Origin of the sequence: Rhizobium freirei PRF 81 (genome assembly GCF_000359745.1) — a bacterium.
In the GTDB taxonomy this organism is placed as follows: domain Bacteria; phylum Pseudomonadota; class Alphaproteobacteria; order Rhizobiales; family Rhizobiaceae; genus Rhizobium; species Rhizobium freirei.
The window spans coordinates 268,920-290,799 of record NZ_AQHN01000056.1 but is presented as its reverse complement, the minus strand read 5'-3'; the positions used below and the strand labels follow the sequence as shown (position 1 = coordinate 290,799).

The window sequence follows — 21,880 nt, the reverse complement described above, 5'->3', positions numbered from 1 at the left end:
CGTGCATTGCATTTCTCGTCGCTTTGTGTAACCCCTCGGTAGAGGAAATTTGGCGGCGGCACCTTAGTGCTAGGTGCCGCCGCTTTTGAGGACGAACTCCAGCTCCTGGCCGGTTATTGGCCCTATGGGGCTGAGTGCATCGAGGGGAGATTTTGAATGGCTGAACATCACACTGGACCCGCTGAAACTGGTGCTCCCATGGATTACAAGGAGCATGAGAAGACCTATGGTCTGTTCATCACGGGTGCTCGGGTCGGGTCTGCGATCGTTGCAGCATTGATGATCGCCATGGCAGCCGGTTTCTTCGGTCATGCCGGGTTCCTCGGCGGCCTGCTCATTTTCATCGTTCTTTCCATCGCCAGCATCATTCTGCTGCGCTGACGTTCCAGCGCTGATCGACGCTGGGCCTTTCTGGTCCAAGCCTTCCCGTGAGTCTGCAGCGCCGCCTTGCCGGACGCGCCGCCGTTTGATGCGAGGTGTTGTCGTTGAGCAATCTGGTTTTCGTGGCCAAGGAAAGCCTGGCGGAGGAAACGCGCGTTGCGGCTTCCGTCGAGAGCGTGAAGAAGATGAGGAGCCTCGGCTTCGACGTTATCGTTGAAGCTGGCGCGGGCGCCTCGTCGCGCATTCCGGATGGTGAGTACGAAGCCATCGGTGCGCACCTTGGCACGGCAAAGGATGCCGAGCGCGCGGATGTCATTCTCAAAGTCAGGCGCCCGACGAGTAAGGAGATCGCCGGCTACAAGAGCGGCGCGGTCGTCATTGCCATTATGGATCCGTATGGCAACGAGGCCGCGCTTGCCGAGATGGCACGCGCTGGACTCACGAGTTTTGCCATGGAGCTGATGCCGCGCATCACTCGGGCGCAGTCGATGGACGTTCTGTCGTCGCAGGCAAACCTCGCCGGCTATCAGGCCGTCATCGAGGCCGCTGCCGTCTATGATCGGGCACTGCCGATGATGATGACCGCGGCGGGCACGGTGCCGGCGGCGAAGGTGTTCGTCATGGGTGCCGGCGTTGCCGGTCTGCAGGCGATTGCTACCGCGCGGCGTCTCGGCGCGCTGGTTTCCGCAACGGATGTACGCCCGGCTGCCAAGGAACAGGTCGCTTCGCTCGGCGCGAAATTCATCGCCGTCGAGGACGAGGAATTCAGGGCTGCCGAGACTGCCGGCGGCTATGCCAAGGAAATGTCCAGGGAGTATCAGGCCAAGCAGGATGCTCTCGTCGCCGATCATATCGCCAAGCAGGACATCATCATCACCACTGCGCTGATCCCCGGCCGGCCTGCGCCGCGCCTCGTCAGCCGCGACATGCTGAAGGCGATGCGCCCCGGTGCCGTCGCCGTCGATCTCGCTGTCGAGCGCGGCGGCAATATCGAGGGCGCGGAATACGGCAGGATCACCGAGGTCGAGGGCGTCAGAGTGGTCGGCTATCCCAACATGGCCGGCCGGATCGCGGCGAGCGCCTCGGCCCTTTACGCCAAGAATCTCGTCACCTTCCTGGAAACGATGGTCGACAAGGACAGCAAGAGCCTCGGCCTCAATCGTACCGACGAACTGATCAAGGCGACGATGCTGACGGATGACGGCGAAGTCGTACACCCGAATTTCGTCGATCCCGACCAGCCGACGGTCAACAAGGGAGATCTCTGAGATGGCCAGCCAAGCAATGGACCAGGCACTGCAGCAACTGAACGATGCCGTCACCGCCGTCAGGACCGCCGCTGCGCAAGCGCCCGAAGCTGCGAGCGCCGCAACGGGCGGAGCGATCGATCCCTTCGTCTTCCAGCTTGCCATCTTCGTGCTGGCGATCTTCGTCGGCTATTACGTCGTTTGGTCGGTCACGCCGGCCCTGCACACGCCGCTGATGGCGGTGACGAACGCCATCTCCTCGGTCATCGTCGTCGGCGCATTGCTGGCTGTCGGCATTTCGGCGAGCGGGCTGGCCACCGGCTTCGGCTTCGTTGCACTCGTGCTTGTCTCGGTCAATATCGTCGGCGGCTTCCTTGTCACCCAGCGCATGCTGGCGATGTACAAGAAGAAGGACAAGTGAGGGCGGCATGCTGAGCAATATCGCGGCTTTCCTCTATCTCGTCTCCGGCGTGCTGTTCGTCCTGGCGCTGCGCGGCCTGTCCCACCCGGCCACCAGCCGGCGCGGCAATCTCTACGGCATGATCGGCATGGGCATCGCCATCGCCACGACGCTGGTGCTGGCGACGCCGTCTTTCGGCGGCTTCGTGCTGATCGTTCTCGGCCTCGCTATCGGCGGCGGGGCAGGTGCCTATATCGCCCGCATCATCCCGATGACCTCGATGCCGCAGCTTGTGGCCGGCTTCCATTCGCTCGTCGGCCTTGCGGCGGTCCTCGTGGCCGCTTCAGCGCTCTATACGCCGTCGTCCTTCGGGATTGGCGAAATCGGCCATATCCATACGGAAGCGCGCATCGAAATGGCGATCGGCGTCGCCATCGGCGCGCTAACCTTCACCGGCTCGATCATCGCCTTCCTGAAGCTCGACGGGCGCATGTCCGGCAAACCGATCCTGCTGCCGAACCGGCATATCATCAACGCCGCTCTGCTCGTCCTGATCGTCTTCTTCATCATCAGCCTGGCGGCAGGCGAGAGCCATTTCGCCTTCTGGGCCGTCGTGCTGCTGTCGCTGGCGCTCGGCGTGCTGCTGATCGTGCCGATCGGCGGCGCCGACATGCCGGTCGTCGTTTCGATGCTGAATTCCTATTCCGGCTGGGCCGCCGCCGGCATCGGTTTCACGCTCGGCAATCTCGCGCTCATCATCACCGGCGCGCTTGTCGGCTCTTCGGGCGCGATCCTGTCCTACATCATGTGCAAGGGCATGAACCGCTCCTTCATCTCGGTCATCCTCGGCGGCTTCGGTGGTGAGACCGCATCGGGTGGGGCCGACAATTCCGACAAGACTGTGAAGCTCGGCTCGGCAGAGGATGCCGCCTATCTGATGGCCAATGCCTCCAAGGTTGTCATCGTCCCCGGTTACGGCATGGCGGTCGCGCAGGCCCAGCATGCGCTGCGCGAAATGGCAGACAGGCTGAAGGCGCATGGCGTCGATGTGAAATATGCGATCCACCCCGTTGCCGGCCGCATGCCCGGTCATATGAACGTGCTGCTCGCCGAAGCCAATGTGCCCTATGATGAAGTCTTCGAGCTCGAGGACATCAATTCGGAATTCGCCCAGGCCGATGTCGCCTATGTCATCGGCGCCAATGATGTCACCAATCCGGCGGCACGTGACGACAAGACCTCGCCGATCTACGGCATGCCCATCCTCGATGTCGACAAGGCCAAGACCTGCCTTTTCGTCAAGCGCTCGCTCGGCTCCGGCTATGCCGGCATCGACAACACGCTGTTCTACAAGGATGGCACGATGATGCTCTTGGGCGACGCCAAGAAGGTGACCGAGGAAATCGTCAAGGCGATGAACGGGTAGGGTGGAGCGCCCCGCTCCAGCGCCCAGGGGCGGGACACCGCCGAGCGGTTAAGGGCCTGGATTGCGACCGGAACAGCAGCCCTCCTGTGAGAGGACAATCGGGACGGATGCCAATGCGTGCGCGTGCTCGCCCTGCCTGACACCTCTTCGCCGGAAATCCGATTTATTTTCGAGGTCTCGTCGATTCTGCCGTGGCTCGCTCGTCGTGTGGTATGTTCTAACCAACCAAGGAGAAAGAACTCATGCGATTCATGATGCTGATGATCCCCGGCGGCTATGCTTCTGCTGCGCCCGACGCCATGCCCAGCCCGGAGGCGATCGAAGCGATGATGAAATATAACGAAGAGCTGAAGAAGGCTGGCGTGCTTCTGGCGCTCGAAGGGCTGCATCCGCCGGCTTCAGGAGCTCGCGTGAGCTTCAAGGGCGGAAAACCCGCCGTCGTCGACGGCCCGTTTGCCGAAGTCAGGGAGGTGCTCGGCGGATATTGGATCCTCGACGTGCGCTCGCGCGACGAGGCCATTGAATGGGCGCGTCGTTGCCCCGCGTCGGAAAACGACATCATCGAAGTCCGCCGCATCCACGAGATGAGCGAGTTCCCTGAGGATGTGCAGAAGGCGGCCGAAGGCTTTCGCGACCTGAAGGGATGACCACGGCAGGTGCCATCGAAGCGGTCTGGCGGATCGAGCAGCCTAAGCTCGCCGCCAGGCTGAACCGCTTGCTGCGGGATATCGGTCTGGCCGAGGAGATCGCGCAGGACGCCTTCGTGCTCGCACTCGAACGCTGGCCCCGCGATGGTATTCCGCGCAACCCGGCAGCTTGGCTGACCCGGATTGCCAAGAACCGCGCGCTTGACCGGCTGCGCCGCACCACGCTGATCGACGGCAAGCATCGCGAACTGGCCATCGACTTCGCAGCACTGGAACGCGAGACGCCCGATATCGAGTCGATGCTGGATGAAGATATGGACGACGATCTGCTGCGGCTGATCTTCACTGCCTGCCATCCGGTGCTGCCCGCCGAGCAACGCGCAGCCCTTGCCTTGCGGTTGCTGGGCGGGCTGTCCACGCAAGAGATCGGTCGTGCGTTCCTGTTGCCCGAAACCACCATTGCCCAGCGCATCGTCCGCGCCAAGCGGACGCTCCGCGATGCCGAAATCGCTTTCGAGACGCCACGCGGCGAGGAGAGGCGGGAGCGTCTCGCTGTGGTGCTGGAGGTGGTCTATCTGATCTTCAATGAGGGGTATGTCGCAACGGAAGGGCCGCATTGGCTGCGTACCGATCTTTGCGGCGAAGCCTTGCGGTTGGGGCGCTCGCTGGCGGCGCTGATGCCGCAAGAGCCGGAGGTGCTGGGTTTGCTGGCTCTCATGGAGCTGCACGCCTCACGCTTTGCCGCCAGGGTCGATGGGGCGGGCAATCCGACCCTGCTGCTCGATCAGGACCGTAGCCGGTGGAACTGGTCGCTGATCCGCAGCGGCCTCGATGGTCTGGCCCGCGCCATGCTTCTGACGCCGATGCCCGGTCCTTATTTGCTGCAGGCGATGATCGCGGCCTGCCATTCCCGGGCAGTGACCGCCGCCGATACCGACTGGATCGCCATCGCCGCTTGCTATCAGGCGCTCATCGTGGCAGCGCCGTCGCCGATCGCCGAAATCAACCGGGCTGTGGCCGTCGGCATGGCGTTTGGCGCCGCGCAGGGTCTCGCTGTCGCTGACACGCTGGCAGGCGAGCCGCGCTTGAAGGGGTCGCATTTGCTGCCGACCGTGCGGGGCGATCTTCTAGCGAAGCTGGGCCGCGTTGCAGAGGCTAGCGCCGAGTTCCGCCGTGCTGCCGAATTGACCGGCAATGAAAAAGAGCGCGCCCTGCTGCTGGCCCGCGCCGAGGCTCCCGTCAGCCAACCATAGAGCGTTTCCGCTCTATCTTCTTGTTTTCTTACGCATTCCGGACGGAAAACCGCCGCGCACTTCTCCTGGAAATGCTCTAGGTATCAAGTCCGCTCGCGTTCCATCATGTTACGCGGCGCGATCAGCGTCCAGACGAGGCCGGCAGGGCGGAAATCGACCTCGACATGCCCGCCGAAGGATGCAGCGGCATGGACCTTCGTGACGGTGGTGCCGAACCCGGTTTCGGTCGGCGGCTTGACCTCGGGGCCGCCGCTTTCGGTCCAGACGAAGTGAATCATCGATCCGTTCTCGCCAACCTCATTCGTCCATTCGATGGCGATCCTGCCTTCGGGAGCGGAGAGCGCGCCATATTTTACCGAATTGGTCGCCAGCTCATGCAGGATCAGGCCGAGATTTTGAACGGCTTCCGGCTTCAGCAGGAAATCATTGCCGCGAACGTCGAGCTGTTGCGGCGCTTGCAGGAAAGTCGCGAGATGGATGTCGATCACCCGCCGCAACGAGACGCCGGACCATTGCTCGCTCGTCAGCACCTCGATCGAACGGGCCAATCCCTCCAAGCGGTCGGCGACCGCCCGCTGGAACGTATCGACGCTATCCGCCTGACGCGCGAGCTGACGGGTCATCGCCTGGGCGAGCGCCAGCAGGTTCTTGGTGCGATGAACCAGTTCATGCATGACGAAATGCAGACGGTCTTCCGTGACGCTGCGGTCGAAGGAGGCATTGGAGAGCGCAACGGCCACCTGGTTGGCCTCGATAACGCTGGTGTCGATCGGCGCCACGATCTCGCCGCGGCCCATGCGATCGGCCATGTCGGCGATGCTCTGTATGGTGATGCGCACCTGCCGCGCCAGCGCGTAGACGGCGATCAGCGCAACCAGCAGCAGCGTGACGCCGCCATAGATAAGAAAGCGCCAGGTGCTCATCAGCGAGGATTGTGCCGAGGTGACCGGCCCCCAGACGATTGCCTTCCACGACCAGCCGGAGATCTGCGCATATCCGAGCAGCGAGTGGGGCAGGATTTTGTCATCCTGATAGACGCCGCTGGATGCGATCAGCTTCGACAGGATCTCCTTGTTGAATGCGTCGCCCGGCGCATGGGTGGTCGGGCCGCCGGCGGCAACGATGTGGCCGGATTTATCGATGACGGCGGCTGACCAGCCCGGCGGCAATGCTTCCGTCGTTATAAGCTTGGCAAGATCGTCGGCATCCTGAGTTATGGCCAGTGCAGCGCCTGCCGGAGAGTGCTCCAAGGGCAGCGTGACGTTATAGACCCAGCGGCGGACAGTTGAGCCCATAAAGACATCGGAGGTTTCGATGCGTCCGGAGTCCAATGCTGATTGCAGTGCCGCCATGTTGCCGGTCTTGCCGAGCGCCTTGCCGAGTGGCCAGCGGGTATTCAGCCGGATCTGGCCATCCTTTTCCATAAGCAGCACGAAGAGTGAGTCGGTGCGCAGCACCGTCTCTGTCCGTGCGAAGAAGGTGGCGATGTCATTGTGCTCGAGCTCCGGCGAGGAAGACAGCAGCCGCAACGTCGTTGCCATGTCCTGCAATTGCCGGTCGATGACGCGCGCCAGGGCCTGAGCGGCCTGAACGGTATCGCCCTTCAACACATCGCGCTCATTGTTTTCGAGCTGAACGAGAAGCAACGCGACGAAAGCCAGGATCGGCAAAGCGATCGCCAAGGCTATGGCGATCAGATAGGCCCCAATCGATGCTTTCGGGAAATGCGGCTTCCTCATGGGGCGATCAACCGATCGTATCTCCATGACGAGCGAAAGTGTTGGCAAATGCGGGAAGAATGGTTTTGGTCATCATGCCAAGCGCCCCCATGCTTAGACTTGAGCTACATGCTCTTGGAACGCCCATGTTAGGGCCCGGTAAATTGCCTTGCAACATCTGAAAAGTCATTGCCGCGAAATCGTAAGCGATCCCCGATATTTACGACGATGGCGATACGTCCCTTGGGTTGCGCTGACGGCTTTCTTTGCCGGGTCAGGCAAAGCGGGACAGGCGGAATGGGGTCAGTTGTTGATCGTCCCTCTCGTCGATGAGTTCTTCTGCTGCAAGCAAGCCGACCAGCGGCGCCAGGGTGACACCGGAATGCAGGACCGCGAGATAGAGGCCCGGTACTGCATCGACGCGGCCCAGGATGGGGAAGCCGTCCTTCGGCGTCGGACGATGGCCTATGCTGTGGAAATCGAGTTCCAGCGCTTCGCCGCCTTTCAAGGCTGCTTTGGTTTTGGCGAAAAGTTCGCGGGCAGCCGCCTGCGGATCGTCGCCGGGATCGGTGCCGCCGAAGTCGCCGCCGGCAATGATCCGCCCCTCCCGTGTCTGGCGCATATGCAATTCCGGCGCCATCACCAGACCGTTCAGCATTTTGTGCACGGGGCGGGAATGGACGATGAGCCCCGGCGGTGTTTCGAGCGGCACCAGGATATCGGCCGATGCCGCAAGCGCCGCCGTGCCGGCGCCGGCGGCAAGAACGACATGATCGGCGTACATCGCCCCGTCGTGTGTTTCGATGCCGACAATCCGGTTGCGCTTCACGAGCAGACGCTTGACCTCGATGCCGGATAACAATGCAGCGCCACGATGCGCCGCATCCTTCAGTAGCAGCTCGGCGGCTGCCACGGGCTCGACGGCACCTTCCTCGGCGACATGCAGCGCATAATCCGGCGGGTCTGCGAGGTTCGGTTCGATCATCGCGCTGGTCGCCCGATTGACCGGCTGTATGCCGTAGCCCCAGCCGTGGTGTCTTGCGGCATAGGTATCCAGTTCGGTTTCAGGAAGATCCCAGCACAATCCTCCGCACCATGACAGCGGCAAGCCCGGCAGTTCCGGCGCAAGCCGCGACCATTCGGCCATCGAGCGGTGACGGAAACGGAAATAGAATTCAGGATTTCCCCAGCTGGCGTTGATCCAGGAGAAGGAATTCGGCGTTGCGACACCACCGATCGTCTGCGCGACCACCGTAACGTCTGCACCTTTGCGCTGGAGATGCCAGGCGATGGACGTGCCGATGATTCCAGCGCCGATGACGATGATTTTCTGTGGAGAGGGCATGTCGCTGTCTCGTTCGGATGGGCGTGTCGCGAGATTAAGCGCTCGATGGCGCAAAGAAAAGCCGCCGGGCAGAGGTTGCCGGCGGCCGAACGTCTCTTATCGCTATGCCGTTATCTCACGAGCCGACGCCGACGCGCGCCAGGCCATCCCTGGCCGGCTGATAGTTCTGGTCGAGATTGACCGCGTGCTGATAAGAACGGCGGGCCTTCACCTTGTCGCCCTTGCGCTCATAGACGAAGGCCTGGTTTGCCCAGGATTCGGCGACCTTGTTGTTCAGATCGATGGCGTGATTGAAGTCTGCGAAGGCGTTGTCATCGTCATTCTGCGCGAGATAGGAGATGCCGCGGCTGTTGTAGGGCTCCGGCGAATTCGGCGACAGCGAGATCGCCTTGGAGAAATCGTCGATCGCCTTATCCTGCTGATTGCGCTTCTGGAAGATCACGCCGCGGCCGTTATAGGCGCGGCCATCCGTTGTTCCCAGGCTGATCGCCTTCGAATAGTCGTTGAAGGCATCGTTGTCGCGGCCGGCCTGGCGGTAGAGATTGCCGCGGCCGATATAGGCGACGTCGTAATTGCCGTTGATCTGCAGCGCGGCATTGTAGTCTGCGATCGCCTCCGGCAGCTTGCCCATATTGCGGTAGATGAGCGCGCGGTTGGCGTAAGCCTGGTAGAATTTTGGATTGAGCTGGATGGCCTGGTTGAAGTCACCGAGCGAGCGGCTGAAATCGCCGCCGCGGCCATAGGCCGTGCCGCGTACGTTGTAGCCTTCCGGATCCTGTGGATTGGCATTGATGACCGAGGTCAGCGAAGCGATATTTTCCGAAGAGCCTTGCGCCTTGTCGATGCGGATCACGCTATCGGTGGACGCTGTCTGGCAGCCGGAAAGGCTGATTGCGGCAAGAATCGCCAAGGCTGGCAGGGCCGCAACGCGCTTCGAAACACGGGAGGAGAGGTTCGAAGTGCGGTACTTTTCGAAAGTCGTCATTGCCATTATCGGGTTCGCTTTCCCCATGCGTCATATCAGGCGGTTCTGATTTAATCCGATTTGCGCAGAGAATAAATCAAAAAGGCGGCGGCGAACGACTCGCCCCCGCCACACATGCATCTGAAAACGTCGAAAAAACGGCGATTACTTGGCAACCAGGCCTTCGCGCTGAGCGCGCTTGCGAGCAAGCTTGCGAACGCGACGAACAGCTTCAGCCTTCTCGCGAGCACGCTTCTGCGACGGCTTTTCATAGTAGTCGCGCATCTTCATTTCGCGGAAAATACCTTCGCGCTGCATCTTCTTCTTGAGAGCGCGGAGAGCCTGGTCGACATTGTTATCGCGGACAAGTACCTGCACGAGAATCACGTTCCTTTGGTTTGGTTGATGCCAGCGGCGACGGCAGCGCCAGGAGGCAAAAATATAACGTTCGCGCAGCCGCAGCCTTGCGATTGGTTAGGCGAGATAGCAGATCGGTTTGTCAAAGTCTAGCCAGATCGTGAGTTTGCAGAGGAAAAAGCGGTTTGTCGAGTACCGACTTTGGCTATTGATGCCGTGTCTGCGCTGTTGCGGCTATGGGATGCGGGCTTGATTTTCCGTCTTTGCAGACTGGCATGCCTATGGGAAATTCCCGATCCCTGTCATTCGGGCAATGGCAACAGCCTGATTCTCGCAGTTGCCAGATGATGAGGGGGAGATGCTCTATGGCGTCTTCGATCTCGCCGCCGTCGTCAGGCTGCCCATCGCGCCCGCGCTTGCCTTTGCCGTTCTCGCTGCCATGCTTCGGCCTGTCGTCGCGGGCAAGGTGCGCTTCGGCAAGAACTCACATCTTTTGCACGTGATGCAACAACGTGGTTTATTTCTCGGCAAGTATGAATTCGGCCATATCAGCGGGCGCTCAGCTGGAGGGTTCAGTCTCGCCACCCGCTCATTCTTTTTAGCCGTGTCGAAAGCTGGTCCCTAATGCGTCGCAAAAGAGCCGTTGTGTCGGTTTCTGATTTGCGATTTGTATGACCCATAAAATTGGCGTCTTGCCTGAAGGAGTTGAGGGCGAATGCGTAAATACTCGGTTTTTGCCGTGGCACGGGAAGCGATGCGGGCTCACAAGGGCTGGGAGGCTCAATGGACCTCGCCGGAGCCGCGCAAGGAGTATGACGTCATTATCGTCGGCGCCGGCGGTCACGGCCTGGGCGCGGCCTACTACCTCGCCAAGGAGCATGGCATCACCAATGTCGCCGTGATCGAAAAGGGCTGGCTCGGCGGCGGCAATACCGGCCGCAACACGACCATCATCCGCTCGAACTATCTCTATGAAGAGAGCATGCACATCTACGAGCATTCGATGAAGCTCTGGGAGGGGCTGTCTCAGGATCTCAACTACAATGTCATGTACTCCCCGCGCGGCGTGATGATGCTGTCGCACAATGTGCACGACCAGCAGTCCTTCAAGCGGCATATCCATGCCAACCGCCTCTACGGCATCGACAATGAATGGCTGACGCCGGAGCAGGCCAAGGCTTATTGTCCGCCGCTCGATATTTCCAAGACGGCGCGCTATCCGATCAACGGCGCGGCCCTGCAGCGTCGTGGCGGGACGGCGCGGCACGATGCGGTTGCCTGGGGCTTTGCCCGCGCCGCTTCCGATCGCGGTGTGCACATCATCCAGAATTGCGAAGTGACCGGTATTCGCCGCGGCCCGGATGGCCGTGTGACGGGCGTCGAAACGAGCAAGGGCTTCATCGGCGCCAAGAAGGTCGGCGTTTCCGCGGCCGGCCATACCACCGTCGTCATGCAGATGGCGGGCGTGCGCGTGCCGCTGCAGTCGAGCCCGCTGCAGGCGCTCGTCTCCGAGCCGCTGAAGCCGATCTTCCCTTGTGTCGTGATGTCGAACACGGTGCATGCCTATATCTCGCAGTCCGACAAGGGTGAGCTCGTCATCGGCGCTGGCACGGACCAGTACAACTCCTATAGCCAGACCGGCGGTCTGCAGATCATCACGCATACGCTGGATGCGATCTGCGAGCTCTTCCCGATGTTCCGCCGCGTCAAGATGATGCGCTCCTGGGGTGGCATCGTCGACAACACGCCGGACCGTTCGGCGATCCAGTCGAAGACGCCGGTGCCGGGTCTCTATGTCAATTGCGGCTGGGGCACGGGCGGTTTCAAGGCGACGCCGGGTTCGGCCAATCTGTTTGCGCATCTCATCGCCCGCGACGAGCCGCATCGGTTCAATGCCGGACTTAATCTGGATCGTTTCCGCACCGGCCGTCTGATCGATGAAGCGGCAGCTGCTGCCGTGGCGCACTGATGCCGACGGCGGTCGGGATCGTTCTTGCGGCAGGGCTTTTGCTGCCAGCGGGAAGGGTCGCGACCGAGGTCAGCGATCTCTTGCCAGGGGTCAAGGATTTTCGCATGCAGGTGATCCATAAAGCGCAGAACGAAACGGATTGGCCTTTCGTGGCCGAAAGCGGAACGCTTCTCTGTGCCAAAGTGCTGAACAAGCCGGAAGTTTATTTCGTGCCGAAGCAGACGCCGGAAGCATCAAGGGCTTTCGTACTGGATACGGATCTGCTGGGCATGAGCATGGTCAATCTGGGAATGACCAACGTGCTGAAACCCTATGGATCGCTGGAGGCGCTTTTGAAGCGCGTAACACCTTTCGTCACCATGGGACGGCGGCTCTGCGCCCAGCCTCCCGGCACAAGCCTTTCGGGCTCCGAGCTTTAACACAGGTAGAAAACGATGCTGCTGATTTACTGCCCCTATTGCGAGGAAGAGCGTTCGGAACTCGAATTCCGCAACGCCGGCGATGCGCATATCGTGCGGCCGGCCAATATTGCCGGGATCTCGGATGAAGAGTTCGAGGAATATTTCTTCCTGCGCGACAATCCGAAGGGCCTGATCTTCGAGCGCTGGCGGCACATCCATGGCTGCGGCCGCTTCTTCAATGCGGCGCGCGACACGGTGAGCGATCATTTCTACCGGACCTACAAGGCCGGCGAGCCGAAGCCGGATCCGGCGACGCTGCTGCCGCGCACTTCCGAGCCGGCAGCGCAGCATCAGAACGAACAAGAACAGACGGCACAAACAGAGGGATTAGCTGAATGAGCGGCGCCAATCGTATCGCGGGCAAGGGACGTCTGACGCCGGCCAGAACCGCTCGCTTCACTTTTGACGGCAAGACCTATACAGCGCTCGAAGGCGACACCGTCGCCTCCGCGCTGCTTGCCAACGGCGTCCATCTCGTCGGCCGGTCCTTCAAGTATCACCGTCCGCGTGGCATTCTGTCAGCCGGGGCCGAAGAGCCGAATGCGCTGCTCGACATCTCCCGCGATGCGGCGCGCAGGCAGCCGAACGTGCGCGCAAGCGTCCAGGAAGTCTTCGACGGCATGAAGGCGCAGTCGCAGAACCGCTGGCCGTCGCTCGCCTTCGATATCGGCGGCGTCAACAATCTGATGTCGCCGTTCTTTGCGGCCGGTTTCTACTACAAGACCTTCATGTGGCCGAAGTCGGCCTGGAAGCACATCTATGAGCCCTTCATCCGTCGCGCCGCCGGCCTTGGTGTCGCGCCCACGGAAGAGGATCCGGATCACTACGCCAGCCGCTATGCCCATTGCGACGTTCTCGTCGTCGGTGCCGGTGTCGCCGGTCTTTCCGCGGCGCTCGCCGCTGCCGAAACCGGTGCCAAGGTCATCCTCTGCGACGAGCAGCCGGAAGTCGGCGGGGCGCTGCGTTTCGACACAGGCGTCAAGATCGACGGTGTCGAGGGCTATGACTGGGCGCAGGCTATCCTCGCCAAGCTCAAGGCGATGCCGAATGTTCAGGTGCTGACCCGCACGACCGCTTTCGGCTATTACAATCACAATTTCCTCGGCCTTGCCGAGCGGGTGACCGACCATCTGGCGAAGCCCGGCCGCAACCTGCCGCGCGAGCGACTGTGGCAGGTCCGCACCAAGCGCGTCATCCTGGCGACCGGCGCCATCGAACGCCACATGGTGTTTCCGAACAACGACCGGCCGGGCATCATGCTCGCATCGGCCGCACGCGCCTATCTCAACCATTACGGCGTCGCCGTCGGCGCGAAGATCGGCGTCTATACGGCGCATGATTCCGCCTACGAGGCTGCATTCGATCTAAAGCGTGCCGGTGTCTCGGTCGTTGCCATCGTCGACAGCCGCGCTCGTCCGGGCGAAGCCGTCCTGGCCGAGGCAAAGCGGCTCGGCATCGAGGTGATGACCGACTACGCCGTCGTCGACACGGCCGGCAAGCTGCGCGTCTCCTCCATGACGGTTTCGCGCAACGGCAGCTCCGCCAAGCGCAAGATCGCGATTGACGCTCTGCTGGTCTCGGCCGGATGGACGCCATCGGTCCATATGTTCTCGCAATCGCGCGGCAAGCTGAAGTTCGAGGCCGAGAAGCAGCGCTTCCTGCCAGGCACCTATGTTCAGGATTGCCTTTCCGTCGGTGCCTGCAACGGCACGGACGGGCTGCAGGCGGCGATCGAGGAATCGCTTGCCGCCGGTGAGCTGATGGCGCGTGCCACCGGAGCGACTAATGGCGGCGAGAAGATCCAGCTCCATGCCGAGCAGGCTTTCGAATGGACCGGCGGCATGATCGGTGCTGCCGAAGGGGCAGGGCCGGACACGAATGCGAAGGCTTTCGTCGATTTCCAGCACGACGTCTGCGCCAAGGATATTCGCCTTGCCGTGCGCGAGGGCATGCATTCCATCGAGCATATCAAGCGCTTCACCACCAACGGCATGGCATCCGACCAGGGCAAGCTTTCCAACATGCACGGGCTGGCGATCGCAGCCGAAATGCTCGGCAAGGATATTCCGCAGGTCGGCCTCACCACCTTCCGTGCGCCCTATACGCCTGTGACCTACGGCACGCTCATCAGCCATTCGCGCGGCCCGCTCTTCGACCCCGCCCGCAAGACGCCGATGCATGGCTGGGAAGAAGCGCACGGCGCGATCTTCGAAGATGTCGGCAACTGGAAGCGCGCCTGGTTCTATCCTCGCGCCGGCGAGACCATGCATCAGGCCGTCGATCGCGAATGCCGCACGGCGCGCGAAGTGGCCGGCGTGTTCGATGCCTCGACGCTCGGCAAGATCGAAGTGGTCGGGCCGGACGCGGCCGAGTTCCTGAACCTGATCTACACCAATGCCTGGGATACGCTGAAGCCTGGCCGCTGCCGCTATGGCATCATGACCCGCGAGGACGGCTTCGTCTATGACGACGGTGTCGTCGGACGACTGGCCGAGGACCGCTTCCACGTGACCACCACGACTGGCGGCGCGCCGCGCGTGCTGCATCATATGGAAGACTATCTGCAGACCGAGTTCCCGCATCTGAAGGTGTGGCTGACCTCGACCACCGAGCAATGGGCTGTCATCGCCGTCCAGGGGCCTAAGGCGCGCGAGATGATCGAGCCGCTCGTCGAGGGTCAGGATCTGTCCAACGAGGCCTTCCCGCATATGAGCGTGGCCGAGTGCAAGGTTTGCGGCGTGCCGGCACGGCTGTTCCGCGTCTCCTTCACCGGTGAAGTCGGCTATGAAATCAACGTGCCGGCCGATTACGGCCAGTCGGTTCTGGAAGCCGTCTGGGCTCGCGCCGAGCCGCTGGGCGCTTGCGCCTATGGCACCGAGACCATGCACGTCCTTCGCGCCGAGAAGGGCTACATCATCGTCGGCCAGGATACGGACGGCACGGTGACGCCCGACGATGCCGGGCTTGCCTGGGCCGTTTCCAAGAAAAAGACCGATTTCGTCGGCATTCGCGGCCTGAAGCGCCCGGATCTCGTCAAGGAAGGGCGCAAGCAGCTCGTCGGTCTCGTCACCCGCGATCCGAAGGTGGTGCTGGAGGAGGGCGCGCAGATCGTCGCCGATCCGAACGAGCCGAAGCCGATGACCATGCTCGGCCATGTCACCTCGGCCTATTGGTCCGAAAATCTCGGCCGCTCCATCGCCTTCGCGCTGGTTGCCGGCGGGCGCGAGCGCATGGGTAAGACGCTCTATGTGCCGATGCCCGACAAGACGATTGCCGTCGAGGTGACGGATCTGGTGTTCTTTGACAAGGAAGGAGGCCGGATCAATGGCTGATCTCGCTACCCGCAAATTGCCGCTTTCCGGCCGTCACGGCGGCTCGGCCACCGTTCGGCTGACACCCGCGGCACCCGCAAGCCGCATTTCGCTGCGCGCGCCTGCCGATTCCGTTGACGGTCTTTCGCATGCGCTTGGCCTGCAAGTGCCGACCCGGCCGAAGACCTCGGCCAGCAATAATGGTCGTCACGCTCTGTGGCTCGGCCCGGATGAATGGCTCGTCATCGACGAGAATGGTGCAGACCTCGTCGATGTGGCTGCATCGGCTGGTGCGTTGCACTCGGCGACCAATGTCTCGCATCGCAATACCGCTGTGATCGTGTCCGGCCCCGGTGCCGAAGCGACGCTTGCCGCCGGCTGCTCGCAGGACGTTTCGTTGGGCGCATTCCCCGTCGGCGCTTGCTCGCGCACGCTGCTCGGCAAGGCGGAAGTCGTGATCTTGCGGCTTGATGAGGAAACGTTCCGAGTCGAAGTCTGGCGCTCCTTCTCCGACTACGCTTTCGGCCTTTTGGCCGAAGGTGCGGAGGATGCTGGTCTCTAAGAGGCCGATGCCGGCTTGACTCAAGCCTCTTCCGGCCGATCCTTCGGGTCGAACTGCGATATGGTCGTCCATGTCGCAGTCAGCGCCGGCTTGCGCTCATTTTCGATTTCCACGGTCACATCATAGGTCAGCATCAGCATATTGGCGCCACGTAGCCGGGTTTCGGCAAGCATGAAGCGGCCGCGCACGCGCGCGCCGCATTTGACCGGCGACATGAAGCGGATCTTTTCGAAGCCATAATTGATGCCCATGGTCTGTTCGCGGATCTTGGGCAAGCCGCTATAGTTCATCGCCGAGAGCAGCGAGAGCGTCAGGAAGCCGTGGGCGATGGTGCCGCCATAGGGTGTTTCCGCCCTGGCGCGCTCCGGATCGACGTGGATGAACTGGTGATCGAGCGTGGCATCGGCAAAGGTGTCGATCATGGTCTGGTCAACGGCGATCCAGTCGGAGACGCCGATCTCCGTTCCTCCAAGTCTTATGATCTCAGCAAGCGAAATTTCGCCAGGCATTCCAACCTCGTCAGTCTGTGTGGTCAGCACCCCTTTTGGCGAATCGGGAATGAAAGTGCAACTGCGATCAGTCTTCCAGAAGGAACACGACGGAGCGGGCGCGAAGGATGATGCTCTCACCGGCCGTCGTGTCGCCCGCGGCAGTCAGCAGCGACCAGCCGCCATTTTGCGAGATCGGCAGTGCTATGGGAAGTTCTTCGGCGGCGCGGTTGAACAATATGGCAAGCCGCGTCGACCGACCAGAGATGCGATCCTGCGTCGGGAGCGCCATGCCGAGTGCGGCAGCGTTCGGCGCTTCCCAATCCGGCACGGACATCGGCTTGCCAGTCGCCGAGAACCACAGCACATCGCCGTCGCCATTGAAGAAGTCCATGTCGGCGAATACGGAGAAGCGGCGGCGCAGGCCGGCGAGCCAGGCGGTATGGCCGATCAGTTCCTCGTCGAGCGTTGTCCAGTCCGTCCAGGTGATGGCGTTGTCCTGGCAATAGGCGTTGTTGTTGCCCTGCTGGCTGCGTCCGCCTTCATCGCCGGCGGTGAGCATGATCGTGCCGCGCGTGGCAAAGAGCGTCGACAGCATGGCTTCGATATCGTTGCGGCGCCTGCGCTGGACCTGCTGGTCGTCCGTCTTGCCTTCGACGCCGTTGTTCCAGGAGAAATTCTCGTTGTGGCCGTCGCGATTGCGCTCGCCATTGGCCTCATTGTGCTTATGCTCGTAGGAAACCAAGTCCATCAGCGTGAAGCCGTCATGGGCGGCGAGGAAATTGACGCTGCGCGTCTGCCTGCGGCCGTCGCGGCCGAAGACGGAAGAAGAGCCTGCAAGCACCGTTGCCAGATCGCCGATGCCGGCATTGCCTCGCCAGAAGCGGCGCAGATCATCGCGGGCTCGGTCGTTCCACTCGAGGAAGGGTGCGGGGAATTTCCCCAGCTGATAGCCGCCCGGGCCGATATCCCAAGGCTCGGCGATCATGATCCGATCTCTGAGTACGTCGTCCGCCAGCATGATGCGCAGGGTCATGCTTTCCGGATCGAAGCCCTTGCTGCCGCGCCCAACCACCGTGGCGAGATCGAAGCGGAAACCGTCGATGCCGGCATGCTGGACGAAATGGCGCAGGCTGTCGATGATCAGCCTGCGCGTTGCCGGCTGGTCGCAGGCGACGGTATTGCCCGTCCCGGTATCGTTGACGAGCGTGCCGGGTTGATCCGGCAGATGGCGGAAATAGGTGAGGCTGTCGAGACCGCGCAATGACAGCGTCGGACCCTGGCGGTCGCTTTCGCCCGTGTGATTGAAGACGAGATCGAGGATCACGGCGATCCCTTCAGCGTGAAGAGCGGCGACTGTCTCCCGCAACTCCTTCATGCCGCCGGGCACGAGGCGCGGGTCGAGTGCCATGAAGCCAACCGGATTGTAGCCCCAGCCATTGGTGAGGCCGAGCGGCGGCAGGTGCCGTTCGTCGATCCATGCGGTGATCGGCATCAGCTCGACGGCATCGACCTGCAGCCTTTTGAGATGCGCGATGACGGAGGGGTGAGCGAGGGCGCCGAGCGTGCCGCGCTGCTTCGCCGGCACATCGGGATGCAGTATGGTAAAGGGCCTTACCGCGATCTCGTAGACGAGGCCGCCGGGCTGGAAAAGCGGCTTGGCCGCAGTGACGGGAACGTTGCGCGAGACGATCGCCTTCGGCATAAGGTCCTGCGTGTCCTCGCCGAAAGCCGCAAGGCGCGGATCGTATCGGAACGGCCGGTCGATTTCTTGGGCATAGGGATCGATCAGCAGTTTGGACGGGTCGAACCACAGGCCATGATCGGGATCGTATGCGCCATGGGCTCGCAAGCCGTAGCGCATGCCTTGCTTGGCGTTCTCGACGAACAGGCGGTGCTCGTCGCCATCGCGGGTCAATGGCAGGCGTACGAGCTCTCTATTGCCCTCCGCATCGAACACACAAAGCTCGATCCGCTCGGCATTCCTGGACCAGACGGCGAATTCGACCCCGTGATCGGTGAGGGTGGCGCCAAGCGAGCGGGTGGCGGACTCTGACATTGAGGAAGACTTTCCGGATGGCTCAAGGTGTTCCCTCTCCCCGCTGCGGGGGGAGGGCTAGGGTGAGGGGCAGAGCGCTCGGCGAATTGTGCAGTCGCGGTAAATTTTGAGAGGGCCCCTCATCCGGCCAGTCGCCACCTCGCTTCGTTCGGCGGCTCCTGGCCGCCTTCTCCCCGCTTTTGCGGGGCGAAGGGGCTTAGGCTCACGCTATCATCAGGTGATGACCGTCGGCGCGTCGCGGCCGGTGTGGCCCTTGATATCGGCGACGGCTTGGGCGGCGGCGATCAGGTCGGCCAGCGCTTCCTGCGTCTCGATATTGTGACGAGTGGAATCGGGCTCATAACGCTCGATATAGACGCGCAGCGTCGCGCCCGTCGTGCCGGTGCCGGAGAGGCGGAAGACCACGCGGGAGCCGCCCTCGAACATGATGCGGATGCCCTGATGCTGGCTGACCGATTTGTCGACCGGATCGTGATAGGCAAAGTCGTCGGCGGCGGCAACGGTGAGATCGCCATACTTCGTGCCGGGCAGCGTCGGCAGCTTTTCGCGCAGAGCCGTGATCAGGCCGTTTGCCGCATTGGTATCGACGCCTTCATAATCGTGGCGGGAGTAATAGTTGCGGCCGTAGGTGGCCCAATGCTGGGTGACGATATCGATGACGCTCTCGCCGCGAACGGCCAGGATGTTCAGCCAGAGCAATACGGCCCAGAGGCCGTCCTTTTCGCGAACGTGGTTCGAGCCGGTGCCGGAGCTTTCTTCGCCACAGATCGTCGCCATGCCGGCGTCGAGCAGATTACCGAAGAATTTCCAGCCGGTCGGCGTCTCGTAGATGCCGACGCCGCGCTTTTCGGCAACGCGGTCGGCAGCGCCGCTCGTCGGCATGGAGCGCGCAATGCCGGCGATGCCATGCGAATAGCCGGGAGCGAGATTGGCGTTGGCCGCCAGGATTGCCAGGCTGTCGGACGGAGTGACGTAGATGCCCTTGCCGATGATCAGGTTGCGATCGCCGTCGCCGTCCGATGCCGCGCCGAAATCGGGCGCATCGTCGCTCATCATCTCGTCGTAAAGCTCTTTGCAGTGGACGAGATTCGGATCCGGGTGATGACCGCCGAAATCCGGCAGCGGCAGGAAATTGCGCACCGAGCCGTCGGGCGCGCCGAGGCGGATCTCGAAGATTTCCTTCGCGTAAGGGCCGGTCACGGCGCTCATCGCGTCGAAGTTAAGGCGGAAGCCGAGGCTGATCAGGTTGCGGATGGCGCCGAAATCGAACAGCTCTTCCATCAGAGCCGCATAGTCTTCGACCGGGTCGATGACCGAAACGATCATGCCGCCGACATCTTCGCGGGCGATGCGGTCGAGGTTGATGTCGGGGAAATCCGATATCTTGTAGCTGTCGATCACCTTCGAGCGCTCATAGATGGCGTCGGTGATCTTTTCGGGCGCCGGGCCGCCATTGCCGATATTGTACTTGATGCCGAAGTCTTCGGTCGGTCCGCCGGGATTGTGGCTGGCCGACAGGATGATGCCGCCGAAGGCCTTGTATTTGCGGATGATGTTCGAGGCTGCGGGCGTCGAGAGGATGCCGCCCTTGCCGACCATCACCTTGCCGAAGCCGTTCGCGGCAGCCATCTTGATGGCCTTCTGGATGACCTCGCGATTGTAGTAGCGGCCGTCACCGCCGATGACCAGAGTCTTGCCCTGATAGCCCTCGAGCGAATCGAAAATCGACTGGATGAAGTTTTCCGCGTAATTCGGCTGCTGGAATTCGGGGACCTTCTTTCGCAGGCCCGAAGTACCGGGCTTCTGATCCGCATAGGGGGTGGTGGATACAGTTTTAATCATCGGGTTAAGCGCCTCTCGAGACTAGACTGGAGTAGAGAGCGGCATAGCGTTCTGCGCTCCTGCCCCAGGATACGTCGGATTTCATGCCCTGCTTTTGCATCTGCGTCCAGACCTTTCGATCCTGAAAAAGATGCATGGCACGGCGCACGGCTTGCAGCAGTCCTTCGGCGGTGACGGGCGAAAATTGAATACCGGTCGCGACTTTCGCCTGCAGCGCGGCGTGGTTCGCGTCGATAACGGTATCATTGAGGCCGCCCGTACGCGCAACGATCGGCAGGCAGCCATAGCGTAAGCCATAAAGCTGCGTGAGGCCACAGGGTTCGAAGCGCGAGGGGATGATAATGGCGTCGCAGCCGGCCTGCATCAGATGCGACATCGGTTCGTTGTAGCCGGCCGAAACGCCGACGCGACCGCGATAGCGGCCGGCTGCGGCAAATAGCGCGCCTTCCAGCGCCGCGTCGCCGGCGCCCAGGATCGCAAGCTTGCCGCCCATTTGGATGATTTCGCCGGCAATACTGGCAAGAAGGTCCATGCCTTTCTGCCAGGTCAGACGGCTGACGACGCAGAAGATCGGACCGTCATCGGCATCAAGGCCGAAATGCTCGACAACGCGCAGGCGGTTCGCGGCGCGGTCCTTGAGCGTCGCGGCGCTATAGGTCTGAGCGATCATCGGATCGGTCGCCGGATTCCAGATGTCGTCGTCTATGCCGTTGACGATGCCGTGCAGGCTGTTGGCCCTGCTGGCGATGACGCCCTCCAGGCCCATGCCGAACTGCGGGGTCAGGATTTCCTCCGCATAAGACGGGCTGACCGTGGTCAGCGCATGGGCCGTCTGCAGGCCGCCTTTCAGAAAGCCCACATCGCCATAATACTCGACGCCTTCCATGGAAAAGGCATGCGCCGGCAGGCGCAGGCCGGGGAAGATGTCCGGGCCGAACTGGCCCTGAAAGGCAATGTTATGGATGGTCAGCACGCTCGGAAGCTCCGGCGTCGCATAGTAGCGCATATAGACCGGCACCATGGCGGACTGCCAGTCATGCACATGCACCAGATCCGGCTGCCAGCCGGGCAATCGGCCAGCGGCTATTTCCGCGCCGGCCAGCGACAGAGCGGCGAAACGCCGCCAGTTGTCGGGATAATCCTTGCCAGTGGCGTCGACATAAGGGCCACCGGTGCGATTGTAATAGGCCGGCGCATCCAGCACGAGGAAAGAAATGCCGGCGTGCTCGACGTCCAGTACGGTCGCCTTTTCGCCGAGCAGGTCGGCAAACTCAAGGCGCACGACCGGATCGCGAATGACCTTCATGACCGCGGGATAGCCCGGGATCAGAGTCTTGGTTTCGATGCCATAGGGCTTCAGTGCGATAGGCAGGGCGCCGGCCACATCGGCCAGCCCCCCTGTCTTGATCAAGGGGAAGACTTCGGACGAGACCGAGAGAACCTTCATAAG

General features: G+C 62.0%; 20 protein-coding genes. 12 read left to right on the top strand and 8 right to left on the bottom strand.

Annotation, left to right across the window (positions count from 1 at the left end):
- Positions 1–156: 156 nt before the first annotated feature.
- The 6 genes from RHSP_RS13345 (at position 157) to RHSP_RS13320 (ending at position 5,354) form a co-directional block, all read left to right on the top strand.
- Complete coding sequence (locus tag RHSP_RS13345) at positions 157–381, top strand: aa3-type cytochrome c oxidase subunit IV (protein ID WP_004117657.1); 225 nt, start codon at positions 157–159, stop codon at positions 379–381.
- 104 nt (positions 382–485) lie between these two features.
- Positions 486–1,649 (top strand): Re/Si-specific NAD(P)(+) transhydrogenase subunit alpha, encoded by a 1,164-nt coding sequence (locus RHSP_RS13340; RefSeq protein WP_037151692.1) that lies wholly within the window; start codon positions 486–488, stop codon positions 1,647–1,649.
- Between the two features lies 1 nt (position 1,650).
- Complete coding sequence (locus RHSP_RS13335) at positions 1,651–2,049, top strand: proton-translocating transhydrogenase family protein (protein ID WP_004117651.1); 399 nt, start codon at positions 1,651–1,653, stop codon at positions 2,047–2,049.
- Positions 2,050–2,059: 10 nt separating this feature from the next.
- Entirely contained in the window at positions 2,060–3,454 is a 1,395-nt protein-coding gene (locus RHSP_RS13330; RefSeq protein WP_037151972.1) for an NAD(P)(+) transhydrogenase (Re/Si-specific) subunit beta, read from the top strand.
- Between the two features lie 242 nt (positions 3,455–3,696).
- The gene (locus RHSP_RS13325; protein WP_004117646.1) at positions 3,697–4,101 is read left to right on the top strand and encodes a YciI family protein; all 405 of its coding nucleotides are present in this window, start codon (positions 3,697–3,699) and stop codon (positions 4,099–4,101) included.
- Positions 4,098–5,354: an RNA polymerase sigma factor gene (locus RHSP_RS13320; RefSeq protein ID WP_004117644.1), complete on the top strand. Its 1,257-nt coding sequence runs from the start codon at positions 4,098–4,100 to the stop codon at positions 5,352–5,354. Before RHSP_RS13325 ends, RHSP_RS13320 begins: the two co-directional genes overlap by 4 nt.
- 83 nt (positions 5,355–5,437) lie before the next feature.
- Here RHSP_RS13320 and RHSP_RS13315 read toward each other — a convergent pair whose 3' ends face one another.
- The 4 genes from RHSP_RS13315 to rpsU all read right to left on the bottom strand — a co-directional run bounded on the left by RHSP_RS13315 (position 5,438) and on the right by rpsU (position 9,759).
- Positions 5,438–7,093: a sensor histidine kinase gene (locus RHSP_RS13315; RefSeq protein ID WP_004117643.1), complete on the bottom strand. Its 1,656-nt coding sequence runs from the start codon at positions 7,091–7,093 to the stop codon at positions 5,438–5,440.
- 253 nt (positions 7,094–7,346) lie between these two features.
- Positions 7,347–8,417, bottom strand: a complete 1,071-nt coding sequence (locus tag RHSP_RS13310; RefSeq protein ID WP_004117642.1) for an NAD(P)/FAD-dependent oxidoreductase — start codon at positions 8,415–8,417, stop codon at positions 7,347–7,349.
- Between the two features lie 115 nt (positions 8,418–8,532).
- A complete protein-coding gene (locus tag RHSP_RS13305) occupies positions 8,533–9,408 on the bottom strand; it encodes a tetratricopeptide repeat protein (protein ID WP_037151689.1) in 876 nt (291 codons plus the stop codon).
- A 138-nt stretch (positions 9,409–9,546) separates the two neighbouring features.
- Positions 9,547–9,759, bottom strand: coding sequence for a 30S ribosomal protein S21 (gene rpsU / locus RHSP_RS13300; RefSeq protein WP_004117638.1), 213 nt, complete (start codon positions 9,757–9,759; stop codon positions 9,547–9,549).
- A 337-nt stretch (positions 9,760–10,096) separates the two neighbouring features.
- Here rpsU and RHSP_RS13295 point away from each other — a divergent pair, with 337 nt between their 5' ends.
- From RHSP_RS13295 to RHSP_RS13270, 6 genes are all read left to right on the top strand, one after another.
- The gene (locus RHSP_RS13295) at positions 10,097–10,363 is read left to right on the top strand and encodes a hypothetical protein (protein WP_004117636.1); all 267 of its coding nucleotides are present in this window, start codon (positions 10,097–10,099) and stop codon (positions 10,361–10,363) included.
- Between the two features lie 90 nt (positions 10,364–10,453).
- Positions 10,454–11,707, top strand: a complete 1,254-nt coding sequence (locus tag RHSP_RS13290) for a sarcosine oxidase subunit beta family protein (protein ID WP_037151686.1) — start codon at positions 10,454–10,456, stop codon at positions 11,705–11,707.
- Entirely contained in the window at positions 11,707–12,126 is a 420-nt protein-coding gene (locus RHSP_RS13285; protein WP_004117629.1) for a hypothetical protein, read from the top strand. The genes RHSP_RS13290 and RHSP_RS13285 overlap by 1 nt, the downstream gene beginning before the upstream one ends.
- Before the next feature lie 15 nt (positions 12,127–12,141).
- Positions 12,142–12,507 (top strand): sarcosine oxidase subunit delta, encoded by a 366-nt coding sequence (locus RHSP_RS13280; RefSeq protein WP_004117626.1) that lies wholly within the window; start codon positions 12,142–12,144, stop codon positions 12,505–12,507.
- The gene (locus RHSP_RS13275; protein WP_004117623.1) at positions 12,504–15,500 is read left to right on the top strand and encodes a sarcosine oxidase subunit alpha; all 2,997 of its coding nucleotides are present in this window, start codon (positions 12,504–12,506) and stop codon (positions 15,498–15,500) included. Before RHSP_RS13280 ends, RHSP_RS13275 begins: the two co-directional genes overlap by 4 nt.
- Positions 15,493–16,041, top strand: a complete 549-nt coding sequence (locus RHSP_RS13270; protein WP_004117615.1) for a sarcosine oxidase subunit gamma — start codon at positions 15,493–15,495, stop codon at positions 16,039–16,041. The genes RHSP_RS13275 and RHSP_RS13270 overlap by 8 nt, the downstream gene beginning before the upstream one ends.
- A 20-nt stretch (positions 16,042–16,061) precedes the next feature.
- Here RHSP_RS13270 and RHSP_RS13265 read toward each other — a convergent pair whose 3' ends face one another.
- The 4 genes from RHSP_RS13265 to glgA form a co-directional block, all read right to left on the bottom strand.
- The gene (locus RHSP_RS13265) at positions 16,062–16,550 is read right to left on the bottom strand and encodes a MaoC family dehydratase (RefSeq protein WP_004117612.1); all 489 of its coding nucleotides are present in this window, start codon (positions 16,548–16,550) and stop codon (positions 16,062–16,064) included.
- A gap of 67 nt (positions 16,551–16,617) precedes the next feature.
- Positions 16,618–18,588 (bottom strand): glycogen debranching protein GlgX, encoded by a 1,971-nt coding sequence (gene glgX, locus RHSP_RS13260; protein ID WP_004117609.1) that lies wholly within the window; start codon positions 18,586–18,588, stop codon positions 16,618–16,620.
- A 213-nt stretch (positions 18,589–18,801) separates the two neighbouring features.
- On the bottom strand, positions 18,802–20,430 hold the full coding sequence (locus RHSP_RS13255; protein ID WP_004117607.1) for an alpha-D-glucose phosphate-specific phosphoglucomutase: 1,629 nt from the start codon (positions 20,428–20,430) through the stop codon (positions 18,802–18,804).
- Positions 20,431–20,434: 4 nt separating this feature from the next.
- The gene (gene glgA / locus RHSP_RS13250; RefSeq protein ID WP_004117604.1) at positions 20,435–21,877 is read right to left on the bottom strand and encodes a glycogen synthase GlgA; all 1,443 of its coding nucleotides are present in this window, start codon (positions 21,875–21,877) and stop codon (positions 20,435–20,437) included.
- Between the last annotated feature and the right edge of the window lie 3 nt (positions 21,878–21,880).